Genomic DNA, 19,944 nt, shown 5'->3' on the forward strand with positions numbered 1-19,944 from the left:
AAAGCATTTTTCGTATCAGTAGAAAAAACAGCTAACTAACATTTAGTTTTTAACAACAACAAGCGTCCTATTACTTTTAATAATAGATTTTCTAATTTTGGGGAGCGAGAGACACTCTGCCATTCGAACCTCAGTTGAGAAAAGTTTGATTTTAATGAATTTAAGAAGCATTTCAAAGTTATGAGCCACGAGTACATCACAAGACTTGGGGGTAGCAGATTATTTGTAAATTCGTCTTAGGTTTTTGTGACAGAAAATGTATCAAGTCTAATCAAAATTAAATATATTTTAAAAATGAATTCACTTAAATCATCTTAATATTCAGAAGGCTATGAATGAGTTGAAAGCATGTCAATAAGGTTATTTGACTCTTCGATAATCCATTGGTTTTTCTCAATCAGTTTATTAATTAAATTTCTTTGATCTGTATTGTAAGCCATCTCATTTAACCCTGAAAAAGTGTTGTTTTGCCAAAAGCTTTTGTGTTCTGTAATTTCAATACTTCTGTGTTCACCGTTGGGATATAGCAGCTTTATTTCCGGAATCTTTTCTAAGACTGCCTCGAAGATTTTTAATCCGTCATAATCCCAGTCGCATGAGTAGTAGATTTGTAAATCTCTTGTATTAACGTAATCAAGTTTTGCAATATTCTTGCCACCGGCATACCACAATTCAACATTGTTAGCCCTTGGAGCTGCAGGGCGCTTTAAAAAATCGAGGTTTTCACAGAGAACTATTTTGTTTGGTTTATTACATTGCAGCACATAAAGGTACTGCTGATCTTTATCGTTTGACAGCTCTTCAATCTTTAAAAGTTGCTTTATGGCATTGACTAATGAAATTTTCTCTTCAAGATATTTCTCGTTCTTAAAGAACATAAGAGAAACACCTCTCACACTTTCTTGATTTGCGATAATTTGTTCCCTAACTGCGTATAGCTCGCCACTATCCATTTGCTGCCTTATACTCATCAGTATTCGTATGTCCTTTTCTTCGAATCTAGTCTGTGATTTAAGGAGTGTGTTTTCCATAAGGAATGTATTGAACGTGTTGAATTCATTAAGGTATTTATGCTCATATAATTTTTCAAAACCACTGCCTTTTAAAATATGGTTTTTATATACTCTGAGTTCTTTAGTATTTTTAAGCAAATGCAGTACAAAAGGATCCTTAAGTAATGATTCTTTTTTTGAGGTTTTACCTTCGGTATAAATTTCATTTAAAGATTTTAATACTATCCAATTCATTTTTTTTGCGATTTAATATATTCTATCAGGGGAGTAGATGTTCTGTTGGTTTTTACATAACTGCTGGGAATCGGAAAATTGATGTCAGTGTCGATTTTGCCAGGAATTAAGTGGTGCATAATCCAGCCGTCTTCTGAGTCGGAACCATAAGGCTTTGGTGTCATTGTTATTATCTGATAGCCATGTTCTTTTGCGAGATCAGGAAATGTTCCAAAGTTTGTGGCATCAAGATTAGCAGTCTCTTCAAGGATAATGAATTTTATTCCCTTTTTGCTGTCCGATTGTACTTTTGAAAGCCTTCCTATGCCAAGGAGCACCAAGGCGGAATAAGTTTCTCCTGTACTACCTGGTGTTTCTTTATCTCCTGACTCATTTTCTAATTTAGTATTCAGTTCGAAATAGGTTCTGGGATCAAGAAGGTCAGAAAATTTAATCCCGCGTTTGATACCTGTCGCTTTCTTGAAAAAGTCTTCAACAAAGCTCTCTACAGATATATCTGAAAAGGCTATTTCACCAGACTTGTAAGCAGAAGCAGATTCGTCTTGAAGTTTATAGATCCAATCAATGGTAAAGTCTTTCCGAGGTTCAAATTGAATTTGGAAATAATATTTATTACTGATGACTTTTCCTTTGAAAAATTCATTTAATCCATTGATGACAGATCGGTACTGGCTGAACTTTTTACTTGTTTGTGAAAAGATTTCCAACATAGTTTCAAATATCGCTTCTACTATACCTAGGCGTGAGCCATTCAGTTCCCTTAATATTTCTGTGATGTTGTCAATATGTTTGATTCTTGATCCCAACAGAGCCTGTTCCAAAATGTGAAAATTATATTTTAACTGGTTTACTTGGTCATTGACTTCAGTATTTTTTTCGTTGGATGTATCTTCAAATTTGGCGACAATCAGCATGTACTCTTGGTTGTATCTTTCCCGTGCGGACTGATACTTTTGGACCAACTCTTCAGAAGATATTGTGCGTATTGAACCCTGATCATAGTTTTTCGGATCTTCTTCAGGATAGAGCTTTTTAAAATCCGTTAGCTTTTGGTCATATTTTTCAGTAAATTTAATTACATCAATCTCATCTGCAGAACATTTTGACTCCATTGATGGGATGAGTTCATCCTTCAGCGTTTTGATCCTTGTATCTTCAGTAGCAATCTGTGAACTGATTTTTATAAGATTTTTGTTCTTTGCTGTAAGATCCTTTTCATAAAACTCAACAGATTTTGATAAGTCGATTCGGCTTGTAAGCCCAAGTTCATTTTGTTTGTCTTTACAATTCTGAATTTCCTGGTCGATTTTATCAAATCTCTCATCTAGTTTTGAAATTAGGTAAGCAGTCTTCTCGTAATTTTCGTATGCCGTAAAATCCTTCAATCGCTGGTCAAGCTGATAATCAAGGTTGATTTTTTCAGCTTGAAAACTGCCACCCCTTTCAAAATCATCCAGTGCTTTTAATTCTGTCTGAAGTATAGAATTGGCTATAGTAATTGTTGATTCCATATTCTTTAAAGCCTGATCCAACTTTTCGGTATCGTTAAATAGTGGAGCTTGTTGCAGTGGTGGTATAAATCGGTTTATTTGTCCCATCCTTAGCCAGTATCCTCCGGAAGCCTGATCCGGGATTATTTTTTCTTCGGAGAATGCACTTAAACTCTCCGTATACATTGTTCCGTCAGAAGGATTTGAAGGTTTGCCCCAATGCGTACTGATCATGTTGAATACTGTAGCTTCCTGCCCTGAGGAAAGACTCTGTTTTTTTTCAATAACCTGCGAAAGTATTGAGCCGTCCTCACGCAGATTTATTAAAGAGATAATTATTTCATTAGCTGCAAACTCCTTTTCGAGTTCGATCCTATGTTTCGATAGAGCTGACTTTTGTTGCTCAACCTTTGCTAGCATATCTGGCACAGAGCCATATTGAATAAAAATATCTTTAAATTCATTGATCCTTTTAATTAGATCCAGTGTCTGGAAATCATCTGTGTTGATATCATTTTTTTCAAATGTACCCACTATTGGGGCATCGCAATCTTCAAGACTATTTTTTTCCTTTTGCAGTTTCTCTATTTCTTTACTGTATTCTTCGTGCTTTCTAAGCGCATTAACTTCATCATTAAGGAGTGAAACTGTAGTTTCTTTGCTTGATAAAATAAATGAGAGTCTTGGTTCGCGTGCTCTAAGGACATTAAATTCTTTTTTAAATCCTTCCAGTGAGCTTCGACTTGCATTGTATTTTGTCATCGAACTGTTTCTGTTTCTTTTTAATTGATATATTTCGGATTTTATTGAAATTAGATGTGCGATTCTTTTTTCGTCCTCAAGGCTTTTCAAATGAGTAAGTGAAGCCTGCTTATTTTCGAGCTCTTCTATTTCTTTTTCCAATGACTTGTACTCTTGTATTTGCCTTTCAAGCTCTTTTTTATGTGAGATGAACAATTCCTGATAGTCTTTTTCCGTATCCTCAAAGATAAAGTCCTTAAGGCTTTTAGAACTCTTAAGATTCAGTGATTTTGCCCTTGAAAAAGACTGTATGATTTTGGCAAATGATTTAAGATTACTCCTGATACTAAGATTGATGGAAAGTATATCTTTTTTATATAAAAAGGAATAATAGCGATTCTTGTCGTCATTAGTTATAAAGTATTGCAGGCAGAGCGTGTGCTCATCCCTAAAATGCCGGGTAAGGTCTGTAAGACCAAGGAACTGTCCCTGGTTAATGAATTTGTTGTGAAAGGGCAGCTGTGATGAAGGAAAGGTTAGTTCTTCAATATTTTTATCAAGATCCAGATCTTTTAATATAAGGAAAGGTTTTAGTCTCTTACTTCTTTTATTAGGAATGCACACCCCAATAGTTATAAATGCATCCTCAGACACCTCAATGTTCATAAAGGCATATCCTTCGCTGGTATCTTTAGGTAATGTATAGGCACTCCTTCCATCTTTGTCCATACTGTCTGTCCCAAATTCGATCAAGCTGTCGTCATGGATAAATATAAGCTGGATAAGATCGGCCAAGATAGATTTACCTATCCCATTGTTTCCTGTAAAATCTGTCCTTTGCTCATGTAATAGATAATCTTGGTTATAATGTTTTACAATTCCTACAGTTGAAAGCGAATATATTTTTGGATTATTCATGATTTTTTCTGATTAAAGTAGCTTGCAACAAAATCATCAAAATGCTGTAACTCTTTTTCATAAAGTTTTGCAAAGCGGCTGATGCTTTCGCGGATCACAAAATGTATTTCATGTTCAGAAGATGATATTTTTGAAACCCAGCCTAAAACTTCAAACTCACGCACACATTTTAAGAATCTCTTCCTAACGGTTTCCCATTCGGCATCGCTGTAAAATTCCCTGATTTCCTCAAAGAAAACTTTCTTAAAACTATCACTATATTCTGATTCCATAATGTGATGTTGAATATCCTGCCATATTACGGTTTTCTGCAATTCGAAATATTTGTCGTAATACATTTTAAGCAACATGATACCGGTGATGATGTTCATAGGTGAAAGCTCCCGATGCCTGTCCTGTCGTGATAATTTTCCTTTTCCATCTAGTGTGTCGAGATAATAGAAAGTCTCGTTGTTATGCCTGTCTCTGATCAGTTCAAGTCCATATAGGGAGTTGTAGTAGTTGCGAAGTTCACTTTCCTTGTCCTGCAGTAGGGAAAATAGGTAGTACGATTCTTTCTGTATGTGTGTGCCTCTGAGTAGTTCAATATTTAGGTCAGCAAAATAATTTTGTGCCGCTTCTTCAGATAAAAATGTGAAATCTATTTCTTTGCTATATCCGTCTGCCATGAGTATATTTTTTTGTCCTTGGAATTCATTAATAGGTTTTGGTCAATATTAACCTTGTATTCTTTTGAATGATGGGCGAAGAGCAATAATTCATAGCTTACGTTAAGAGCTATTTCCACATCCTTATGCTGTTCCAGGATAAGATAAAATTTCTCTGTAAAATCCATCTGTTTATCTAGGGCGAGCAATTCTTTGTAATAGCTTACGAGTTCCACAATTCTTTCCTGTCGCGCAATATCCTTTTCAATTTTGGCATTCTCTGATTTCTGGTATTCCGTGTCAATTACTGTTGTGGTAACCATAACTTTTTTAGGGGAAAATTCTTCCATATGATTAACCATTGTTATCTTGAATGACTCAAAGGGAATTGATTTGCGGGGAAAGCTAGCCGACAGTTCAGGACCTTCCCTGTTAAAACGGGATTCTGTTAACACAAAATGCAACATTTTTTTTATATTAAGCTTGTAACTGCTTTGGTAGTGAAAGTTATGTTGCAAGTCGTTAAGCTTATTACTGGCAAAAACAATTTTTTCTCTTAACTGCCCAATTTTTCCACCAATCACCATAAAAAAAGTATTGACTTCCCATTGTATCCTTTGTGCATTTTCATAATCTTTGGAAGCTTTTTTGTACAAAGATGGATCGGAGATTGATTCAGCATTATTGTTTTTATCTAGTAGAGAGTAAAAATGATCGACTACTTGCTGGAGTTCTCTTTCAAGACGATTCCCTAATCTTAAAGTGTCCCTGATTTCTTCCGTTTTTTCATTTAAACCAGTGAAAATTTCTGCAAAATCTGATACAATCTTTACTATATCGATATTTTCCTGTTGTAAGATCAGGCCAAGCTCCCTGACGGACTGGCTGACTACATCTTTAAGTGCTTCCAGGTGATCAACAATGTTCTGTCTGCTGATATTGTTAAAGCCTTGCTCGTACCAACCTTCAAGTTCCAAAATATTCTGGATTTCACCTGCTTGAAAGGATGTATATTTTTCAAAGCTTTTTCTCAAAGGAAATGTCCTGTAAGGATTGTTAAGCTTATGATCCACCATTGCAATAAACTTTAAGGCATATTCTGTCAATTTGTAACCATTTTTCTGATCTGCTGGCCTCTCTATAAAATTATTAAGAAAATTTTTTAATAAAGTTTCAGAACGCGGTATGCCACCCGGTGACCAATCTGCAACTTCCTTAACGATCTGCCTGAAGTCTCCATAACTGAACGGTTCTTCAATTTCTTGCTGTTTTATTTTTTGGTGCAGGAGAAAAATTACCATTCCATCCTCCTTGCTTGGCAGCAAAAGTTCGTAAGATTGGTAAATATTTTGAAGCTGATTATTCATTACTTTTCAAAAACGGTTACTACTGGGTTCAAAAATAATAATACAAATAGAGAAATTCTTATAAAATGTATTGTAAGTTAATTGTGATAAATTTAGCATTATTTTCGTAAACAGGCTATGAAAATTAATATTACCCAAAATTCTGGATATGCAACCAGAAATTGGAGAAACAGAAATACTTTCCGTGTAAATAACTTTAAAAATTATTATATCTCCTTACGGAAAACCGTAACAAGAAAGTAATTTTCAAAATGAGGCACAATAAGTATAAGTACTTGTTTTTCGATGCTCGAATTTGTATTTTCTGCTGAACGGTAAGAGCATTTCTAAGTTTTGAATTAAACTGGAAAAAATATTATCTGCTCATCCTGTGTCTGGGCAGATTAATTTTATGCTTCTGAGGATAAGGAGCACGATTAGGCATGCTTAAATCTTTGCATAACTGCAAGTGCCACGATTCTGCCACAAAACTTATCTCGATGAAAAAAACGACAATATTCACCTTACTGTTTGCGGTAGAAATAGTATCGAGTCCAAAACTTTTAGTAGCAAGTAATGTATCAACTCCAAGTTTAATTTTTGATTTTCTCAGGTGCAAATCCTTTTTAAAATGACTTTATTTTTAGTCGCAAAAAAGGTAGCAACTCTATTAAAAACTTTTTTGATTTCTCATATGTTAATTATATTCTAAATTACATTGTTCCTTTTACATTTTTAAATGATTGTGGTGGTCTTAAAGTAAAATTTGAAATTACATTTATATCTGGGCTAATTTAGTTTTAGTATTTTTGTTTTCGTAAGAAACATTCTACGTCACTTATTATTAATAATTGCATCATGGCGAATAAAGAAAATGATATAACACTTATTGAAATTGATTTACTTAATGAATTATCTCAACTTGTAGAGCAAAGTCAAAAGCAGGTTATCGTTCAAAATAATGCTACCTTGACATTGCTTTTTTGGCAGATAGGTTTTAGAATTAATGAAACGATACTTCAAAATAAGCGTGCTGAATATGGAAAACAAATTGTGCCGACACTGTCGGCACAATTAGAAACTAAATATGGTAGAAGTTTTACTGAAAAAAATTTGAGACGAATGCTTCGTTTTGCAGAACAATTTTCAGATCAGCAAATGGTGATAGCATTGTCACAAAAATTAAGCTGGTCACACTTTATTGAATTATTACCCATAAAAAATCATGATGCCATGATTTTTTATGCAAATCAGGTTAACAGTCAATTAATGAGTGTAAGGGAGTTGCGAAAACAAATAGAAAAGAAAACTTTTGAACGTACAGAAATAGCAAACATACAGATACCTTCTTCTGATAATAATTTACAATATAATTTCAAAGATCCATATTTACTGGATTTCTTAAATTTAGGGAATGGCTATTTAGAAAAGGATTTAGAACAGGCAATATTGTATGAGTTAGAAAAATTCATTCTTGAGCTTGGAAAAGGATTTACATTTGTGGAGCGTCAGAAACGAATGATCATAGATGGCGAAGATTTCAATTTAGATTTGCTTTTTTATCATCGTAAATTAAAGCGGCTAGTTGCAATTGAATTAAAATTAGGGAAATTCCAGGCTAAACATAAAGGACAAATGGAGTTGTATTTGAGATGGCTGGATAAGTATGAAAAGCAAGAAGGCGAAAAAACACCAATTGGATTAATACTGTGCGCGGAAAGCAGTCGTGAACAAATTGAATTACTTGAAATGCATAAAGACGGAATAATAGTTGCTGAGTACTGGACCGATTTGCCTCCTAAAAAACAGTTTGAAGAAAAAATTCATTCGTTATTAACCGAAGCAAAAGAAAAAATAGAACGAAAATATCTTTCTGAATAAATTTCAAATCCAATTATGTCTACACTGTAGACACAATTGAAATTAAAAAATTATTAATTGGGAAATAAAGCAATTTTATTTGTTTCTAATTGCGTCCACACTGCGGACGTAATTAGAAATGTCTAGAAATAATAGATTTATTCAATTTGTAGTAGATTGCTGTTAAATGTGGTGATTATCGTTTCCGAGCTGAAACCTTTATCCGTCAACCTGCAAATTAAAAATCTCTGTTTAGCTGAAATCTCTCAACACTGTTGAGAGATTTGGATAATCTTTATTCACTAAAAAAAATAAAAGGAATATAACTTTTTCGTCCATGTCAATTGTGTCTGCAGTGCGGACACAATTTGAAATGTTTTTGTAGGGTTCGTTTCATTTTATTTATATGTCCGACAAATAGTGCTTTGATTTTTTGTTATAAATTTGATCAAAGTTTAAAAGAGGTTGCAAATTAAGGGATCTCTTTCTAAAAAAATATTAATTAAATTTAGATTTCAGTTTCTCCATATCTTCCATTATGTTGACATCCAAAACCTTTGCATAATGCTGGGTTTGTTTAGTATTGGTATGTCCCATCATAGCCGATACGTTTTCAAGCCTTACCCCATTTCCTAAAGTTACAGTGGTAGCAAAAGTGTGTCTGGCAACATACCATGTAAGATGTTTGTCTATGCCGCAGGTGTCAGCTATTTCCTTAAGATAAGCATTCATTTTCTGGTTGGATATTTTCGGGATAAGACCTTTGTGCTGATTTTTATATTTAGAAATAATTTTCTCAACGGTTGGTAACACAGGCACATTGGCTCTAATGGCAGTTTTGGCTCTGCTGGTCATAATCCATAAGTTCCCATTTGAATCTTCGGATAAGTTTCTTTCGGTCAGATCCATTGCATCGACGGGCGCATATCCTGTATAGCAGCTGAAAAGAAATATATCCTTGACCTTTTCCAGACGGGGCGTTGAAAATATTTTATTCTCGATTGTATTCAGTTCCAGCTGGGTTAGGAAGACAGCATCTTTTACGCTTAACCTTCCGTCATAAACGTTGAATGGGTTTTTTATAATCAAATCCATTTTAATCGCATAATTGCAGGCAGTTTTATACATTTTCATATATTTTACCACTGAATTGTTTTTGATGCCTTTCTGGTCTTTAAAACTGCTCTCGTACTTAAGGAACTGTTCCAGTTTAAAGACAAATGAACTTGATATTTCAGATGCGGACATATCTTCCTTTTTGTAGGTAATGGTAATGAAATCCAAAAGCAAATCCTTCGCTCTTTTGTACTTCTGCAGTGAAGCCGATGCGCGTTCTCCAGAATTGACTCTTTTAGTGAAGAATATATTGTATGTTTCCATAATTTCAATTATGGTTGGGCCCTCAGGCTGGTCGATTTTGGCTTTTCCTGTGAGTTCAGCTTTTAATAATTGAAGGTCAACCTCGGGATCGATTCTGAAGAGTTCAGTAAATTTTTTGGCTGCATTGAGATGGAAAAGATCAAGCAGGTTTTTGATTACTATTTCCTTTTCAATTTTAAGCTGGTTTCTAAGGTTATTAGTGCTGGCCCATCTTTCTTTTGAAATGCCTTGTCCGGTTGACATGGAAATTTGTTTGTCATTGTAGCTTAAACGGGCATAGATTGGAGATTCGCCGTTCTTGTTTGCTCTGTCGGATTTCTGGTAAAAAATTACTTTTAACATTCTATCTAGTTTTAAAATTAATAATCAAATTGAATTAAAAATTTTAAGAGAGCCCATTGACAGCAGGGAATTCCCGGGGAATTCTTTCTTTTTAGTTACCCTTTTTTGAGAAAAAAGATTCAAAAAAAGACAGGGTAACTAATAGGGTAACCATTCTTTGATAAAACATGTGCTTTTTGAAAAGTGTGTAAAAATGAAAAAGCCTTTAAACACTAGTGTTTAAAGGCTTTTGACTTTTAAAGTTTCTTTTGAAACTTCTACTGGCGGAGAAAGAGGGATTCGAACCCCCGGACCTGTTACAGTCAACAGTTTTCAAGACTGCCGCATTCGACCGCTCTGCCATTTCTCCAGTATGTCGCAATCATTGCCTGATTGCGGGTGCAAATATAAGACGGTTTTTCGGTTATAAAAACTTTTTCCGGACTTTTTTTTGAAGTTTTTTAAGATATTTTTCAAGTGTCTAATTATCAGTATTTCCGAAAGTGATGTTTTTTGAAAAATTAATCTAAATCGTCTAAAATTGGCGTTGGTTTTTTGTGCTCGTCAACAGCAACAAACGAAAAAGTTCCTGAAACTACCGTTTCGCGAAGTTCAGAATACATTTGTTCCATGAAAATATCAACGTGAATTTTACAGCTAGTTCTTCCAACGCTATCTACTTTTGCTACTAATTCGATTAAAGTACCTGCAGGAATTGCTTTTTTAAAATCAATTTGTCCTGTAGAAATCGTAACTACTTTTTTACGACTGAATCGAGTCGCGCAGATAAAAGCAACTTCATCCATTAAATGAAGAGCAGTTCCTCCAAATAAAGTATCATAATGATTCGTTGTACTAGGGAAAACGGCTTTAAAAATACGAGTTTCCGATTTTTGAATTCTTTCTTCTATTGTTCCCATATTAATAATTAACGTATTCTGTAATTTCAAGTCCGTATCCAATCATACCCACTCGTTTTGTTTGTTCTGTATTCGAAACCAATCTTATTTTAGAAATATCTATATCATGAAGAATTTGAGCTCCGATTCCGTAATCTTTGCTGTCAATAATCACTTTTGGAGCTTTTAAAGTTCCGTTAGATTGTAATGTTTTAAGCTCAGAAATTCTGTTCAAAAGGTTTACAGCAGTCATATCTTGATTGATAAAGATAACGGCACCTTTTCCGTTTTCATTAATCACTTTAAACATATCGTCTAATTGCTGTTCTGCATTATTAGTCAATGTGCCCAATAAATCGTTGTTTACCTGAGAAGAGTGAATTCTGGTCAAAATAGGTTCGCCAAGATTCCAAGTTCCTTTAGTTAAAGCAATATGAATTTGTTTGTTGGTAGTTTGTTCGTAAGCTCTTAAACGGAAAGTTCCAAAACGAGTTTCGATATCGAAATCTTCTTTTTTAACAATCAAACTATCGTGCTGCATTCTATAGGCGACTAAATCTTCGATAGAAACTAATTTTAAATCGAATTTTTTTGCCACTTTAATCAATTCTGGCAAACGAGACATTGTTCCGTCTTCGTTCAAAATTTCGCAGATTACACCAGCAGGTTTAAATCCTGCCAAACGTGCAAAATCAATTGCTGCTTCAGTATGTCCAGTTCTTCTTAATACACCGCCTTGTTTAGCGATTAAAGGAAAAATATGACCAGGACGAGCTAAATCATGTGGTTTTGTATTTGGATCAACTAAAGATTGAACTGTTTTTGATCTATCTGCTGCAGAAATTCCAGTTGTAACTCCTTGACCTTTTAAATCAACAGAAACCGTAAAAGCAGTTTCCATGTGATCTGTATTGTTGGTAACCATTGCACGAAGATCCAACTCCTTGCATCGGCTTTCTGTAAGTGGTGTGCAGATCAATCCGCGTCCGTGAGTAGCCATAAAGTTGATCATTTCTGGAGTCACTTTTTCGGCAGCAGCCAAAAAATCACCTTCATTTTCTCGATCCTCATCATCGACTACAATGATTACTTTACCTTGACGAATATCTTCTATAGCTTCTTCAATGGTATTCAGTTGTATTTTTGTTGTTGACATAATTATTTTTGCTTTTGAGCAGGTGAAAACCGCTCAGAGATTTTCTGAAATAGTTGTGAAATAGGAGTTGTAATCGCATCAAAATTAATTAACCCGTTATCGTTTGTTGCACGATAGGTTAATAATATGGCAAGAGGCGACAAAATAAAAGAGGACATCCATGATCCTAAAAATGGAGTCATACCGCCTTCTTGAGATACTCTTTTTCCGAAAGTATTAATAAAATGGAAAGTAATAAAGATTAAAACTGCAAATACAATAGGAAGTCCCAATCCTCCTTTTCTAATAATAGCACCAAGTGGAGCTCCAATAAAGAACATTAAGAAACAAGCAAAGGCAATTACAAATTTCTCGTACAAAGCAGTCAAATGCTTGTTGATTTCTCTTTGTTTGTCTTTTAAATCTCGTTGAGTAGTCTCAATTGAATAGATGCTGCTTGTAACATTGCTTCCAGCCATTTTTAAAACATCTACTTTTTCTTTGTTCGAATAAATAGATAAAAGATCGTTTGGAAGCGGTTTCTTCTTGATGTTTTTTTGCGAATCTGTAAAAAACTTTTTAAAGCCAACTCGTTGATTAATGTTTTCAGAAAAAGAAACAATTTCGTTATCTAAATTTTTACTCAAGGAGTCTAGAGTATAGCGCAATTCGTTAACATTCAACATTGCATTTGTCCCTGCAATGCTTTCTTTGCTGTCATCAACTTTATTAAGTTCAGATAAATCGATGTTGATGATCTGTGTTTTAAACTTACCTTTTATAAAAGGCATTTTTGCACGATCTTCATATTTTTTTGGAGTAACGTCTTGGTAGTAGTAGCCATCATTTAAAACTAGCTTTAAAATACTAGATTTTTCATTGCTGACTAATTCACCGGTTTTAGCTTTAATTACGGTTTTGTTTTCACCCATATTATTCGCTTTCTCGTGAATAGTTACACCAGTTAGATGATTACCATTTTCGCCAGATTTTTTGTTTACTTTAATGTTGTAAGTGCCGACATCATTAAACTGACCTTCGGCAATAGCCATCGCAGGTTTGGCTTGTGCGATGTTTTTTCTAAAGTTGACAAATTTATATTCGGCATACGGAATGACATTGTTTGCAAACCAAAATGCCACAATACTTAAAACGAAAATAAAAATAATCAGTACTCTCATTGCTCTTTGCAGTGAGATTCCTGAAGATTTCATGGCTGCGAACTCATAATTTTCGGCAAGATTTCCGAAAGTCATAATAGAGGCTAGTAAAACCGATAACGGTAAAACCAGCGGTATAATTCGTGGCATAGAAAAAAGCAGGAATTTCACGACCAATGTTAAGTCGAGATCTTTACCTGCTAGTTCTGAAATAAATAGCCATACTGTTTGAAGTATGAATATGAAAAATAAGATTACAAATACCGTAGTAAATGTAAATAAGAATGTTTTTAATAAGTATTTGTCTAGTATTTTCAACCTTCTGATTAATCTAATTTATTGATGTAGTATTTCGGGTATTTACTCGCTACAAAGGTAAATTGATTTTTTGATAAAGGCTGATTGGTTTTAAAAGAATTAACGGTTAAAGTTGTTTTTGTTCCGTTTTTTCCAGTTTCAATCAAATTATAGATGTGTTTTGTCTGAACGTCAATACCTAACAAAATTTCTTTTCTTTGGTCTTTTCCGCTTGTAGGAACTAATTTGATGTATTGAATTTTTCTTCCTTTTACATTCTGAACAATGTCCATGTTGTATTTGTAGCCAGAATTGAAGAAAGTAAGCATTTTTGAAGGAGTGATAGCATTATCATCTTTCTCGTTTACTTTAGAAATAGTAACTTCTTCGTCTTCAGGAACAATAGTATAGGTTTTCTGACCGTCAAAAATTTTGGTAACGCCCATAAAATTCAAAACATATTGATTTCCTTTCATCGTTACGTTTCCTTTACTGTCTTGATTGATATTTTCTTTGGCATTATTCAAAGAATATTTAAAATCGATAACAATATTGTCGTAGCTCTTTATTTTAGAAGTCACTTCGTTCAATAAATCTTTCGCTTTTTTATCTTGAGCCTGAATAGAAGTGAAGCTCAAAAGCAAAATAACTGCCATTTGAAAACACTTTTTAGTCATGTTTGTGATAGAATTGTTGTTGATTTCTTGAATTTTTGCTTTCATGATTGGATTAATTTTGTTCATTATTAAAAAATTGATCAAGAGCATTTAAATCTAAGATGTTTACACTGCGTGCTTTACTGCCTTCGAACGGACCAACAATTCCTGCTGCCTCAAGTTGATCGATCAAACGACCAGCTCTGTTGTATCCTAATTTTAATTTTCGTTGCAATAAAGAAGCAGAACCTTGCTGAGCATTGACAATAATCTCTGCCGCTTCTCTAAATAAAGTATCTCTTTCGGAAATATCTATATCAAGATTAATGCCACTTTCTTCTCCAACGAACTCTGGAAGCAAATAAGCTGTGGCATATGCTTTTTGTCCGCCAATAAAATCGGTGATTTTTTCAACTTCTGGTGTGTCAATGAAAGCGCATTGCACACGAATTACGTCGTTTCCGTTTGTGTATAATAAATCTCCTCGTCCAATTAACTGGTCGGCTCCTTGCGTATCTAAAATCGTTCTAGAGTCAATTTTAGAAGTTACTCTAAATGCGATTCTGGCAGGGAAATTGGCTTTAATTAAACCGGTAATAACGTTTACCGATGGTCTTTGTGTTGCAATAATCAAGTGAATACCAATGGCACGGGCTAATTGAGCCAAACGAGCAATCGGAACTTCAACTTCTTTTCCTGCAGTCATAATCAAATCGGCGAACTCATCGACAACCAAAACGATGTAAGGTAAGAATCGGTGACCAGCTTCTGGATTTAATTTTCTAGACTTGAATTTATCGTTGTATTCTTTAATATTACGAACCATCGCATCTTTTAATAAAGAATAACGATTGTCCATTTCGGTACAAAGTGAGTTTAAAGTATTGACAACTTTTGCATTGTCAGTAATAATAGCATCTTCAGTGTCAGGAAGTTTAGCTAAATAATGCCTTTCGATTTTGTTAAAAAGCGTAAGCTCTACTTTTTTCGGATCGACCAAAACAAATTTTACTTCGGCTGGATGTTTTTTGTATAATAGCGAAGTTAAAACCGCATTTAATCCAACCGATTTTCCTTGTCCCGTTGCTCCAGCCATCAATAAGTGAGGCATTTTAGCAAGATCGACAACAAAAGTTTCGTTTGAGATGGTTTTTCCTAAAGCAATTGGCAGTTCCATTTCGGCTTCTTGGAATTTTGCAGCTCCAATAACGCTTTTCATAGAAACCATAGTAGGGTTTTTGTTCGGAACCTCAATACCGATGGTACCTTTTCCTGGAATTGGCGCAATAATACGAATTCCTAATGCTGATAATGATAAAGCAATATCATCTTCTAAACTCTTAATTTTAGAAATTCTGATTCCTGCCTCCGGCACAATTTCATATAAAGTAACCGATGGTCCAACGGTTGCTTTGATTTGTGCAATTTCAATTTTGTAGTTACGAAGTGTATCTACAATTCTGTTTTTATTTTCTTCTAATTCTTCCTGATTGATTGTAATTCCGCCAGTCGAATATTCTTTTAATAAATCAATAGTTGGGAATTTGTAATTGGATAAATCCAGAGTTGGGTCAAATAATCCGAAATCGGCAACTAAGCGAGAAGCTAAGTTTTCTTCGATAATATCTTCTTCTTCTGCTTTTTCAATTACAAACGCTTCATCAGGAGAAACTAATGGTAGTTCTTGTTTTGGGGTAATTGGCTTTAAAATTGGATTTAGCTCAATTTCTGATGAATGAGAAATAGTTGGCTTTAAAGCTTCTTTGTTAAGTTCAAACTGCGTGTCAACTGTTTTGATATGAATATCATCTATTTCAGGGTCACTTTCAACTTCTTCTTTAATAGCAAATTCTTCTAGATTATAAGCGCTTTCAGGCTGATTTGCAGCTGGTTTTAACTTGTCTAATTCTGATTTGAATTCTTTTTTAGTAGAATCAAAATACGATTGGATTTTTTCTGGCGATAATTTGATTTTGAAAATCAAATAGATAATTAAACCAAAAAGCAGTGTAAGAAGTGTACCTGTTTTTCCAATATAATCTTGAAGGAATAAATTTAATTCGTAACCAATTGTTCCTCCTAGTTCTGGTGCAGAAGTAGCGAAGAAACCAAATAGTACAGAAACAACAATAATAGCAAAAATGTCCCAGAACCAAGTGTTTTTTAGTTTTTGGGTCGAAAGCTCCAGTGCTAAAAACATTCCGGTAAGGAAAAACAAACGTACAAAAATGAAAGAGGCTAGTCCAAAACCTCTATAGATAATTAAATCGGCAAGATAAGCTCCGAATTTTCCGAGCCAATTCTCAGCAACTTCGGCACGATCACCGAGCTGATTTACGACACTTTGGTCATTTTGCCATTGTCCGTTTACATAAAAAGAAATAAATGCGACCAATAGTGCAATAGAAAAAAGTACCAACAGACATCCTAAAACAAATCTTTGCTGTTTAGACATCTTAAATGATCTTTTAACTCCTTCCTGTTTTTCGTTTTTTTTATCTACAGTTTCTTTTTTATTTTTTGCCATTCTTGCGTTTTCCTTTGCCTAAATAAATTTTGGGATATAAATAATCAAGCCTATTGCAATTGCAGTCATTGCGGCAAAAAATACCGCTCCAGCAGCAATATCTTTAATAAAACCGATTCGTTTGCTGTAATCAGGATGGATAAAATCGGCAATTTTTTCAACTGCCGTATTTAATCCTTCAATGCTTAAAACCAAACCAATGGCCAGTGTCTGACACAGCCATTCGGTTTGAGAAATATGAAAATAGAATCCAGCAATCGTCATGATAATTCCCAGAGAGAATTGTACCATGATGCTGTGTTCTGTCTTAATCAATTTTACAGCTCCGTTAAAAGCATAAGTCATGCTTTTTAACCTACCTGTAACAAATGTATTATCTTTTTGAAACTCCATTTAAGGGAAAATATTATAGTGCTGCTAAAGCTGCTTCGTAATTTGGTTCGTTTGCAATTTCTGCAACTTGTTCTGTGTGAACGATTTTTCCATCAGCATCAACAACAATGATTGCTCTTGAGTGTAAACCTGCCAAAGGACCATCAACGATTTCTAATCCGTTTGCTTTTCCAAAAGCACCAGTTTGAAAATCTGATAAGTTTACTACATTTTCTAAACCTTCAGCACCACAAAAACGTTTTTGAGCAAAAGGTAAATCTCTAGAAATACATAAAACAGTTGTGTTTTCTAATCCGCTTGCGCTTTGGTTGAATTTTCTAACAGATGCAGCACAAGTTCCTGTATCTACACTTGGAAAGATATTTAAAACTAACTTTTTACCAGCAAAAGTGCTTAATGTAGCAACTGATAAATCGTTTTGAACTAATTTGAAGTCAGCTAATTGCGATCCAACTGCTGGCAATTCGCCTGATGTATGAACTGGATTTCCTCCTAATGTGATAGATGCCATGATTTTTGTTTAAAATTAATGAGGCTCAAAAGTAAGGATTAATATTTGAATCTAAAAGTATTTGTTATGGGTTTAAGGAGAGATTAAGATAGGTTTTTGGGTGGCTACAAATTCACTAATTTTTTTAGATATTTTAGATTTTAGAGGGTAGATTTTAGTTTTGTTACGTCTGTCAGGCTGAGGCAAGTCGAAGCCGACGCAAGCGGCTCCGCAAACTTAGTCATTGGTCTTTATGGAAATACTTTGCGCGGGCTTCGACTTGCCTCAGCCTGACAATTTTGGTCAATAATTATATGGCGTCTATTGAAACCGTTTAGCAGCGAGAGGGATAGGAGCTGGCTACCGAAGTAGCGCGGATATCCCGACAGCATTTGGGAAAGCGGGAGAATTAAGATAAATTATGTTTGCCCGTTTTTTAAAATACTGTCTCGCCCTGATTATTTTAGATTTTAGATTTTAGAATGTAGATTTTAGATTTAGCTTAGGCTTGTCAGGCTGAGCGGAGTCGAAGCCCACACAAGTAACTCTTCAATTTAAATTGATAATCTTTGTCGATTTGGTTTACGTGGGCTTCGACTTCGCTCAGCCTGACAAAGATTTCGAGAGACTGCGACTGAATACTGCGACTGAATACTGCGACTGAATACTGCGACTGAATACAAAAAACTGAATACAAAAAACTGAATACAAAAAACTGAATACAAAAAACTGAATACAAAAAACTGAATACAAAAAACTGAATACTTAAAACCTGAACACTGTAAACTAAAAAAAGCGTCTCCAGATAGAAACGCTTTCTCAGCTTTGTTTTTTTATTTATCCTTTGGGAGGAAGACGATTTACTTATCGATTGAACCTAAAACACGTTTCATGAACGTATTTAAAGCTTCTTTTTTATCTGTTCCTTGAGCAACCAATTTTTGCACTTCAAGTGCGCCGTACATATTCGAAATCAATTCGCCAATTACGTCTAATTCTTCGTCTTTAAGAGAAGGAATTTCAGTCATTGCTTCTAGAACTTCGATCGTTTCAATGATATAATCTTGATCGTTTTCTTCGATGAATTGCGTTAAATGTTTAATTACTGGTAATTTCATAGTGTAGATTTCTTAGATTTTTAGACTTGCTTAGATTTCTTAGACTTTCTATAATTTTTTTTACAACATCTAAGTTGTCTTAAAATCTAAGTAAGTCTAACGATCTAAAATTAAGCAATTGCGTTTACCAAGTCAATTAAAACTTCTTGTTTGTTGGTTTGCGTTTCGCCAACTAATTGTCCGTTTACGAAAGTTGCAAATGTTGGCAAGTTGCTCACATTAGCTAATTTTCTTGATTCAGGAGAATTTTCTGCATCAACCAAAACAAAAGTAATAGCTTCATTTTCTGTTGCTAGTTTTTTGAATTTTGGTTTCATAATACGGCAATTTCCACACCATGAAGCTGAATATTGTACTACTACTTTTTCGTTTTTAGCAACTAAATCTGCTAACGTATCTTCGTTTAAGTCGATTAACATAAGTTTTATTTTTTGAGATTCTAAGGTGCTAAGATTCTAAGGTTCTGATTTTTTGAACCTTTGTGGATTTTAGCAACTATAATTTTTTTGAGATTTTTTGAGAGAGGATTTGATTTCTAAGTTACTAAGGTCTAAGAGAAAATCTTAGAACCTTAGCATCTTAGTATCTTAGAAACTAATTAAAAATTAGTTTGCGCTTAAGTATTCAGCAGTACTGATTCTGTCTGCAGACATTGCTTCTTTACCAGCTTCCCAGTTTGCAGGACAAACTTCACCTTTAGTTTGGATGTGAGTGTAAGCGTCAACCATTCTTAAGTATTCGTTTACGTTACGTCCTAATGGCATATCGTTTACGCTTTCGTGGAAGATTTTTCCAGTTTCGTCAATAAGGTAAGTAGCTCTGTAAGTTACGTTTGAACCTTCGATGATAACTGAATCTGTATCTTCGCTATAGCTTGTAGATTCGATATCAAGAATACCTAAAATGTTAGCTAAATTACGGTTTGTATCAGCTAAGATTGGGTAAGTAACACCTTCGATTCCACCATTGTTTTTTGGAGTATTTAACCAAGCAAAGTGAACTTCGTTTGTGTCGCAAGAAGCACCAATTACGATAGTATTTCTTTTTTCGAATTCTGGTAATGCAGCTTGAAAGGCGTGTAATTCAGTTGGACATACAAAAGTAAAATCTTTTGGGTACCAAAATAAAAGTACTTTTTTATTGTTGTTTACTGCTTCTTCAAAAATGTTGATTTTTAAATTGTCACCCATTTCTGAGATAGCATCTACTGCAATACTTGGGAATTTTTTTCCTACTAAAGACATAATATTCGTTTTACGTTAAAAATTTATTTGGTGCAAAAGTAGGGCATAAGTACAGGTTCTTACAATAAGATGTGA

General features: G+C 34.3%; 16 protein-coding genes and 1 tRNA gene. 1 reads left to right on the plus strand and 16 read right to left on the minus strand.

The genetic code is table 11. From position 1 onward, the window contains the following. Positions 1-329 precede the first annotated feature (329 nt). The 4 genes from QLQ95_RS14275 to QLQ95_RS14290 are packed head-to-tail and all read right to left on the minus strand — an operon-like array spanning position 330 to position 6,410. Positions 330-1,247 (minus strand): hypothetical protein, encoded by a 918-nt coding sequence (locus tag QLQ95_RS14275; RefSeq protein WP_482500347.1) that lies wholly within the window; start codon positions 1,245-1,247, stop codon positions 330-332. Continuing rightward, positions 1,244-4,396, minus strand: coding sequence for a hypothetical protein (locus QLQ95_RS14280; RefSeq protein WP_482500348.1), 3,153 nt, complete (start codon positions 4,394-4,396; stop codon positions 1,244-1,246). The genes QLQ95_RS14275 and QLQ95_RS14280 overlap by 4 nt, the downstream gene beginning before the upstream one ends. Next, positions 4,393-5,064, minus strand: coding sequence for a chromosome partition protein MukE (locus QLQ95_RS14285; RefSeq protein WP_482500349.1), 672 nt, complete (start codon positions 5,062-5,064; stop codon positions 4,393-4,395). Before QLQ95_RS14285 ends, QLQ95_RS14280 begins: the two co-directional genes overlap by 4 nt. Continuing rightward, positions 5,037-6,410: a hypothetical protein gene (locus QLQ95_RS14290; RefSeq protein WP_482500350.1), complete on the minus strand. Its 1,374-nt coding sequence runs from the start codon at positions 6,408-6,410 to the stop codon at positions 5,037-5,039. The genes QLQ95_RS14285 and QLQ95_RS14290 overlap by 28 nt, the downstream gene beginning before the upstream one ends. An 837-nt stretch (positions 6,411-7,247) precedes the next feature. On the opposite strand from QLQ95_RS14290, the gene QLQ95_RS14295 reads away from it, so the two are divergent. Beyond that, on the plus strand, positions 7,248-8,270 hold the full coding sequence (locus tag QLQ95_RS14295) for a PDDEXK nuclease domain-containing protein (protein WP_482500351.1): 1,023 nt from the start codon (positions 7,248-7,250) through the stop codon (positions 8,268-8,270). Positions 8,271-8,747: 477 nt separating this feature from the next. On the opposite strand, the gene QLQ95_RS14300 is transcribed toward QLQ95_RS14295, so the two are convergent. The 12 genes from QLQ95_RS14300 to QLQ95_RS14355 all read right to left on the minus strand — a co-directional run bounded on the left by QLQ95_RS14300 (position 8,748) and on the right by QLQ95_RS14355 (position 19,869). Continuing rightward, positions 8,748-9,971 (minus strand): site-specific integrase, encoded by a 1,224-nt coding sequence (locus tag QLQ95_RS14300; RefSeq protein WP_482500352.1) that lies wholly within the window; start codon positions 9,969-9,971, stop codon positions 8,748-8,750. 261 nt (positions 9,972-10,232) lie between these two features. Continuing rightward, positions 10,233-10,320: transfer RNA gene (locus QLQ95_RS14305), tRNA-Ser, on the minus strand. Positions 10,321-10,471: 151 nt separating this feature from the next. Beyond that, positions 10,472-10,870 carry an acyl-CoA thioesterase gene (locus QLQ95_RS14310; RefSeq protein WP_320495669.1) on the minus strand — a complete coding sequence of 133 codons (399 nt, stop codon included), beginning with the start codon at positions 10,868-10,870 and terminating at the stop codon, positions 10,472-10,474. 1 nt (position 10,871) lies between these two features. After that, on the minus strand, positions 10,872-12,005 hold the full coding sequence (ribB, locus tag QLQ95_RS14315; protein ID WP_172426962.1) for a 3,4-dihydroxy-2-butanone-4-phosphate synthase: 1,134 nt from the start codon (positions 12,003-12,005) through the stop codon (positions 10,872-10,874). Between the two features lie 2 nt (positions 12,006-12,007). Then, positions 12,008-13,462, minus strand: a complete 1,455-nt coding sequence (locus QLQ95_RS14320; protein WP_250835139.1) for an LptF/LptG family permease — start codon at positions 13,460-13,462, stop codon at positions 12,008-12,010. A gap of 8 nt (positions 13,463-13,470) precedes the next feature. After that, positions 13,471-14,097: an outer membrane lipoprotein periplasmic chaperone LolA1 gene (gene lolA1 / locus QLQ95_RS14325; RefSeq protein ID WP_465254288.1), complete on the minus strand. Its 627-nt coding sequence runs from the start codon at positions 14,095-14,097 to the stop codon at positions 13,471-13,473. A 73-nt stretch (positions 14,098-14,170) separates the two neighbouring features. Next, positions 14,171-16,624 carry a DNA translocase FtsK gene (locus QLQ95_RS14330; RefSeq protein WP_482500353.1) on the minus strand — a complete coding sequence of 818 codons (2,454 nt, stop codon included), beginning with the start codon at positions 16,622-16,624 and terminating at the stop codon, positions 14,171-14,173. An 18-nt stretch (positions 16,625-16,642) separates the two neighbouring features. After that, positions 16,643-17,017 (minus strand): diacylglycerol kinase family protein, encoded by a 375-nt coding sequence (locus tag QLQ95_RS14335; protein ID WP_095931756.1) that lies wholly within the window; start codon positions 17,015-17,017, stop codon positions 16,643-16,645. Between the two features lie 13 nt (positions 17,018-17,030). Further along, positions 17,031-17,528, minus strand: coding sequence for a thiol peroxidase (gene tpx / locus QLQ95_RS14340; protein ID WP_095931755.1), 498 nt, complete (start codon positions 17,526-17,528; stop codon positions 17,031-17,033). 839 nt (positions 17,529-18,367) lie between these two features. After that, positions 18,368-18,625, minus strand: coding sequence for a DUF6952 family protein (locus QLQ95_RS14345; RefSeq protein ID WP_008462029.1), 258 nt, complete (start codon positions 18,623-18,625; stop codon positions 18,368-18,370). 110 nt (positions 18,626-18,735) lie between these two features. Continuing rightward, positions 18,736-19,044 carry a thioredoxin family protein gene (locus tag QLQ95_RS14350; protein WP_007805605.1) on the minus strand — a complete coding sequence of 103 codons (309 nt, stop codon included), beginning with the start codon at positions 19,042-19,044 and terminating at the stop codon, positions 18,736-18,738. Between the two features lie 186 nt (positions 19,045-19,230). Continuing rightward, positions 19,231-19,869, minus strand: a complete 639-nt coding sequence (locus QLQ95_RS14355; protein WP_012024184.1) for a peroxiredoxin — start codon at positions 19,867-19,869, stop codon at positions 19,231-19,233. Between the last annotated feature and the right edge of the window lie 75 nt (positions 19,870-19,944).

The sequence above is a fragment of the Flavobacterium sp. B330r genome (genome assembly GCF_056824325.1).

What these genes read in the sequence shown, in the direction of transcription:
- QLQ95_RS14275 (WP_482500347.1), bottom strand. Translation starts at nt 1,247, where the DNA reads ATGAATTGGATAGTATTAAAATCTTTAAATGAAATTTATACCGAAGGT.
- QLQ95_RS14280 (WP_482500348.1), bottom strand. Translation starts at nt 4,396, where the DNA reads ATGAATAATCCAAAAATATATTCGCTTTCAACTGTAGGAATTGTAAAA.
- QLQ95_RS14285 (WP_482500349.1), bottom strand. Translation starts at nt 5,064, where the DNA reads ATGGCAGACGGATATAGCAAAGAAATAGATTTCACATTTTTATCTGAA.
- QLQ95_RS14290 (WP_482500350.1), bottom strand. Translation starts at nt 6,410, where the DNA reads ATGAATAATCAGCTTCAAAATATTTACCAATCTTACGAACTTTTGCTG.
- QLQ95_RS14295 (WP_482500351.1), top strand. Translation starts at nt 7,248, where the DNA reads ATGGCGAATAAAGAAAATGATATAACACTTATTGAAATTGATTTACTT.
- QLQ95_RS14300 (WP_482500352.1), bottom strand. Translation starts at nt 9,971, where the DNA reads ATGTTAAAAGTAATTTTTTACCAGAAATCCGACAGAGCAAACAAGAAC.
- QLQ95_RS14310 (WP_320495669.1), bottom strand. Translation starts at nt 10,870, where the DNA reads ATGGGAACAATAGAAGAAAGAATTCAAAAATCGGAAACTCGTATTTTT.
- ribB (WP_172426962.1), bottom strand. Translation starts at nt 12,005, where the DNA reads ATGTCAACAACAAAAATACAACTGAATACCATTGAAGAAGCTATAGAA.
- lolA1 (WP_465254288.1), bottom strand. Translation starts at nt 14,097, where the DNA reads ATGGCAGTTATTTTGCTTTTGAGCTTCACTTCTATTCAGGCTCAAGAT.
- QLQ95_RS14330 (WP_482500353.1), bottom strand. Translation starts at nt 16,624, where the DNA reads ATGGCAAAAAATAAAAAAGAAACTGTAGATAAAAAAAACGAAAAACAG.
- QLQ95_RS14335 (WP_095931756.1), bottom strand. Translation starts at nt 17,017, where the DNA reads ATGGAGTTTCAAAAAGATAATACATTTGTTACAGGTAGGTTAAAAAGC.
- tpx (WP_095931755.1), bottom strand. Translation starts at nt 17,528, where the DNA reads ATGGCATCTATCACATTAGGAGGAAATCCAGTTCATACATCAGGCGAA.
- QLQ95_RS14345 (WP_008462029.1), bottom strand. Translation starts at nt 18,625, where the DNA reads ATGAAATTACCAGTAATTAAACATTTAACGCAATTCATCGAAGAAAAC.
- QLQ95_RS14350 (WP_007805605.1), bottom strand. Translation starts at nt 19,044, where the DNA reads ATGTTAATCGACTTAAACGAAGATACGTTAGCAGATTTAGTTGCTAAA.
- QLQ95_RS14355 (WP_012024184.1), bottom strand. Translation starts at nt 19,869, where the DNA reads ATGTCTTTAGTAGGAAAAAAATTCCCAAGTATTGCAGTAGATGCTATC.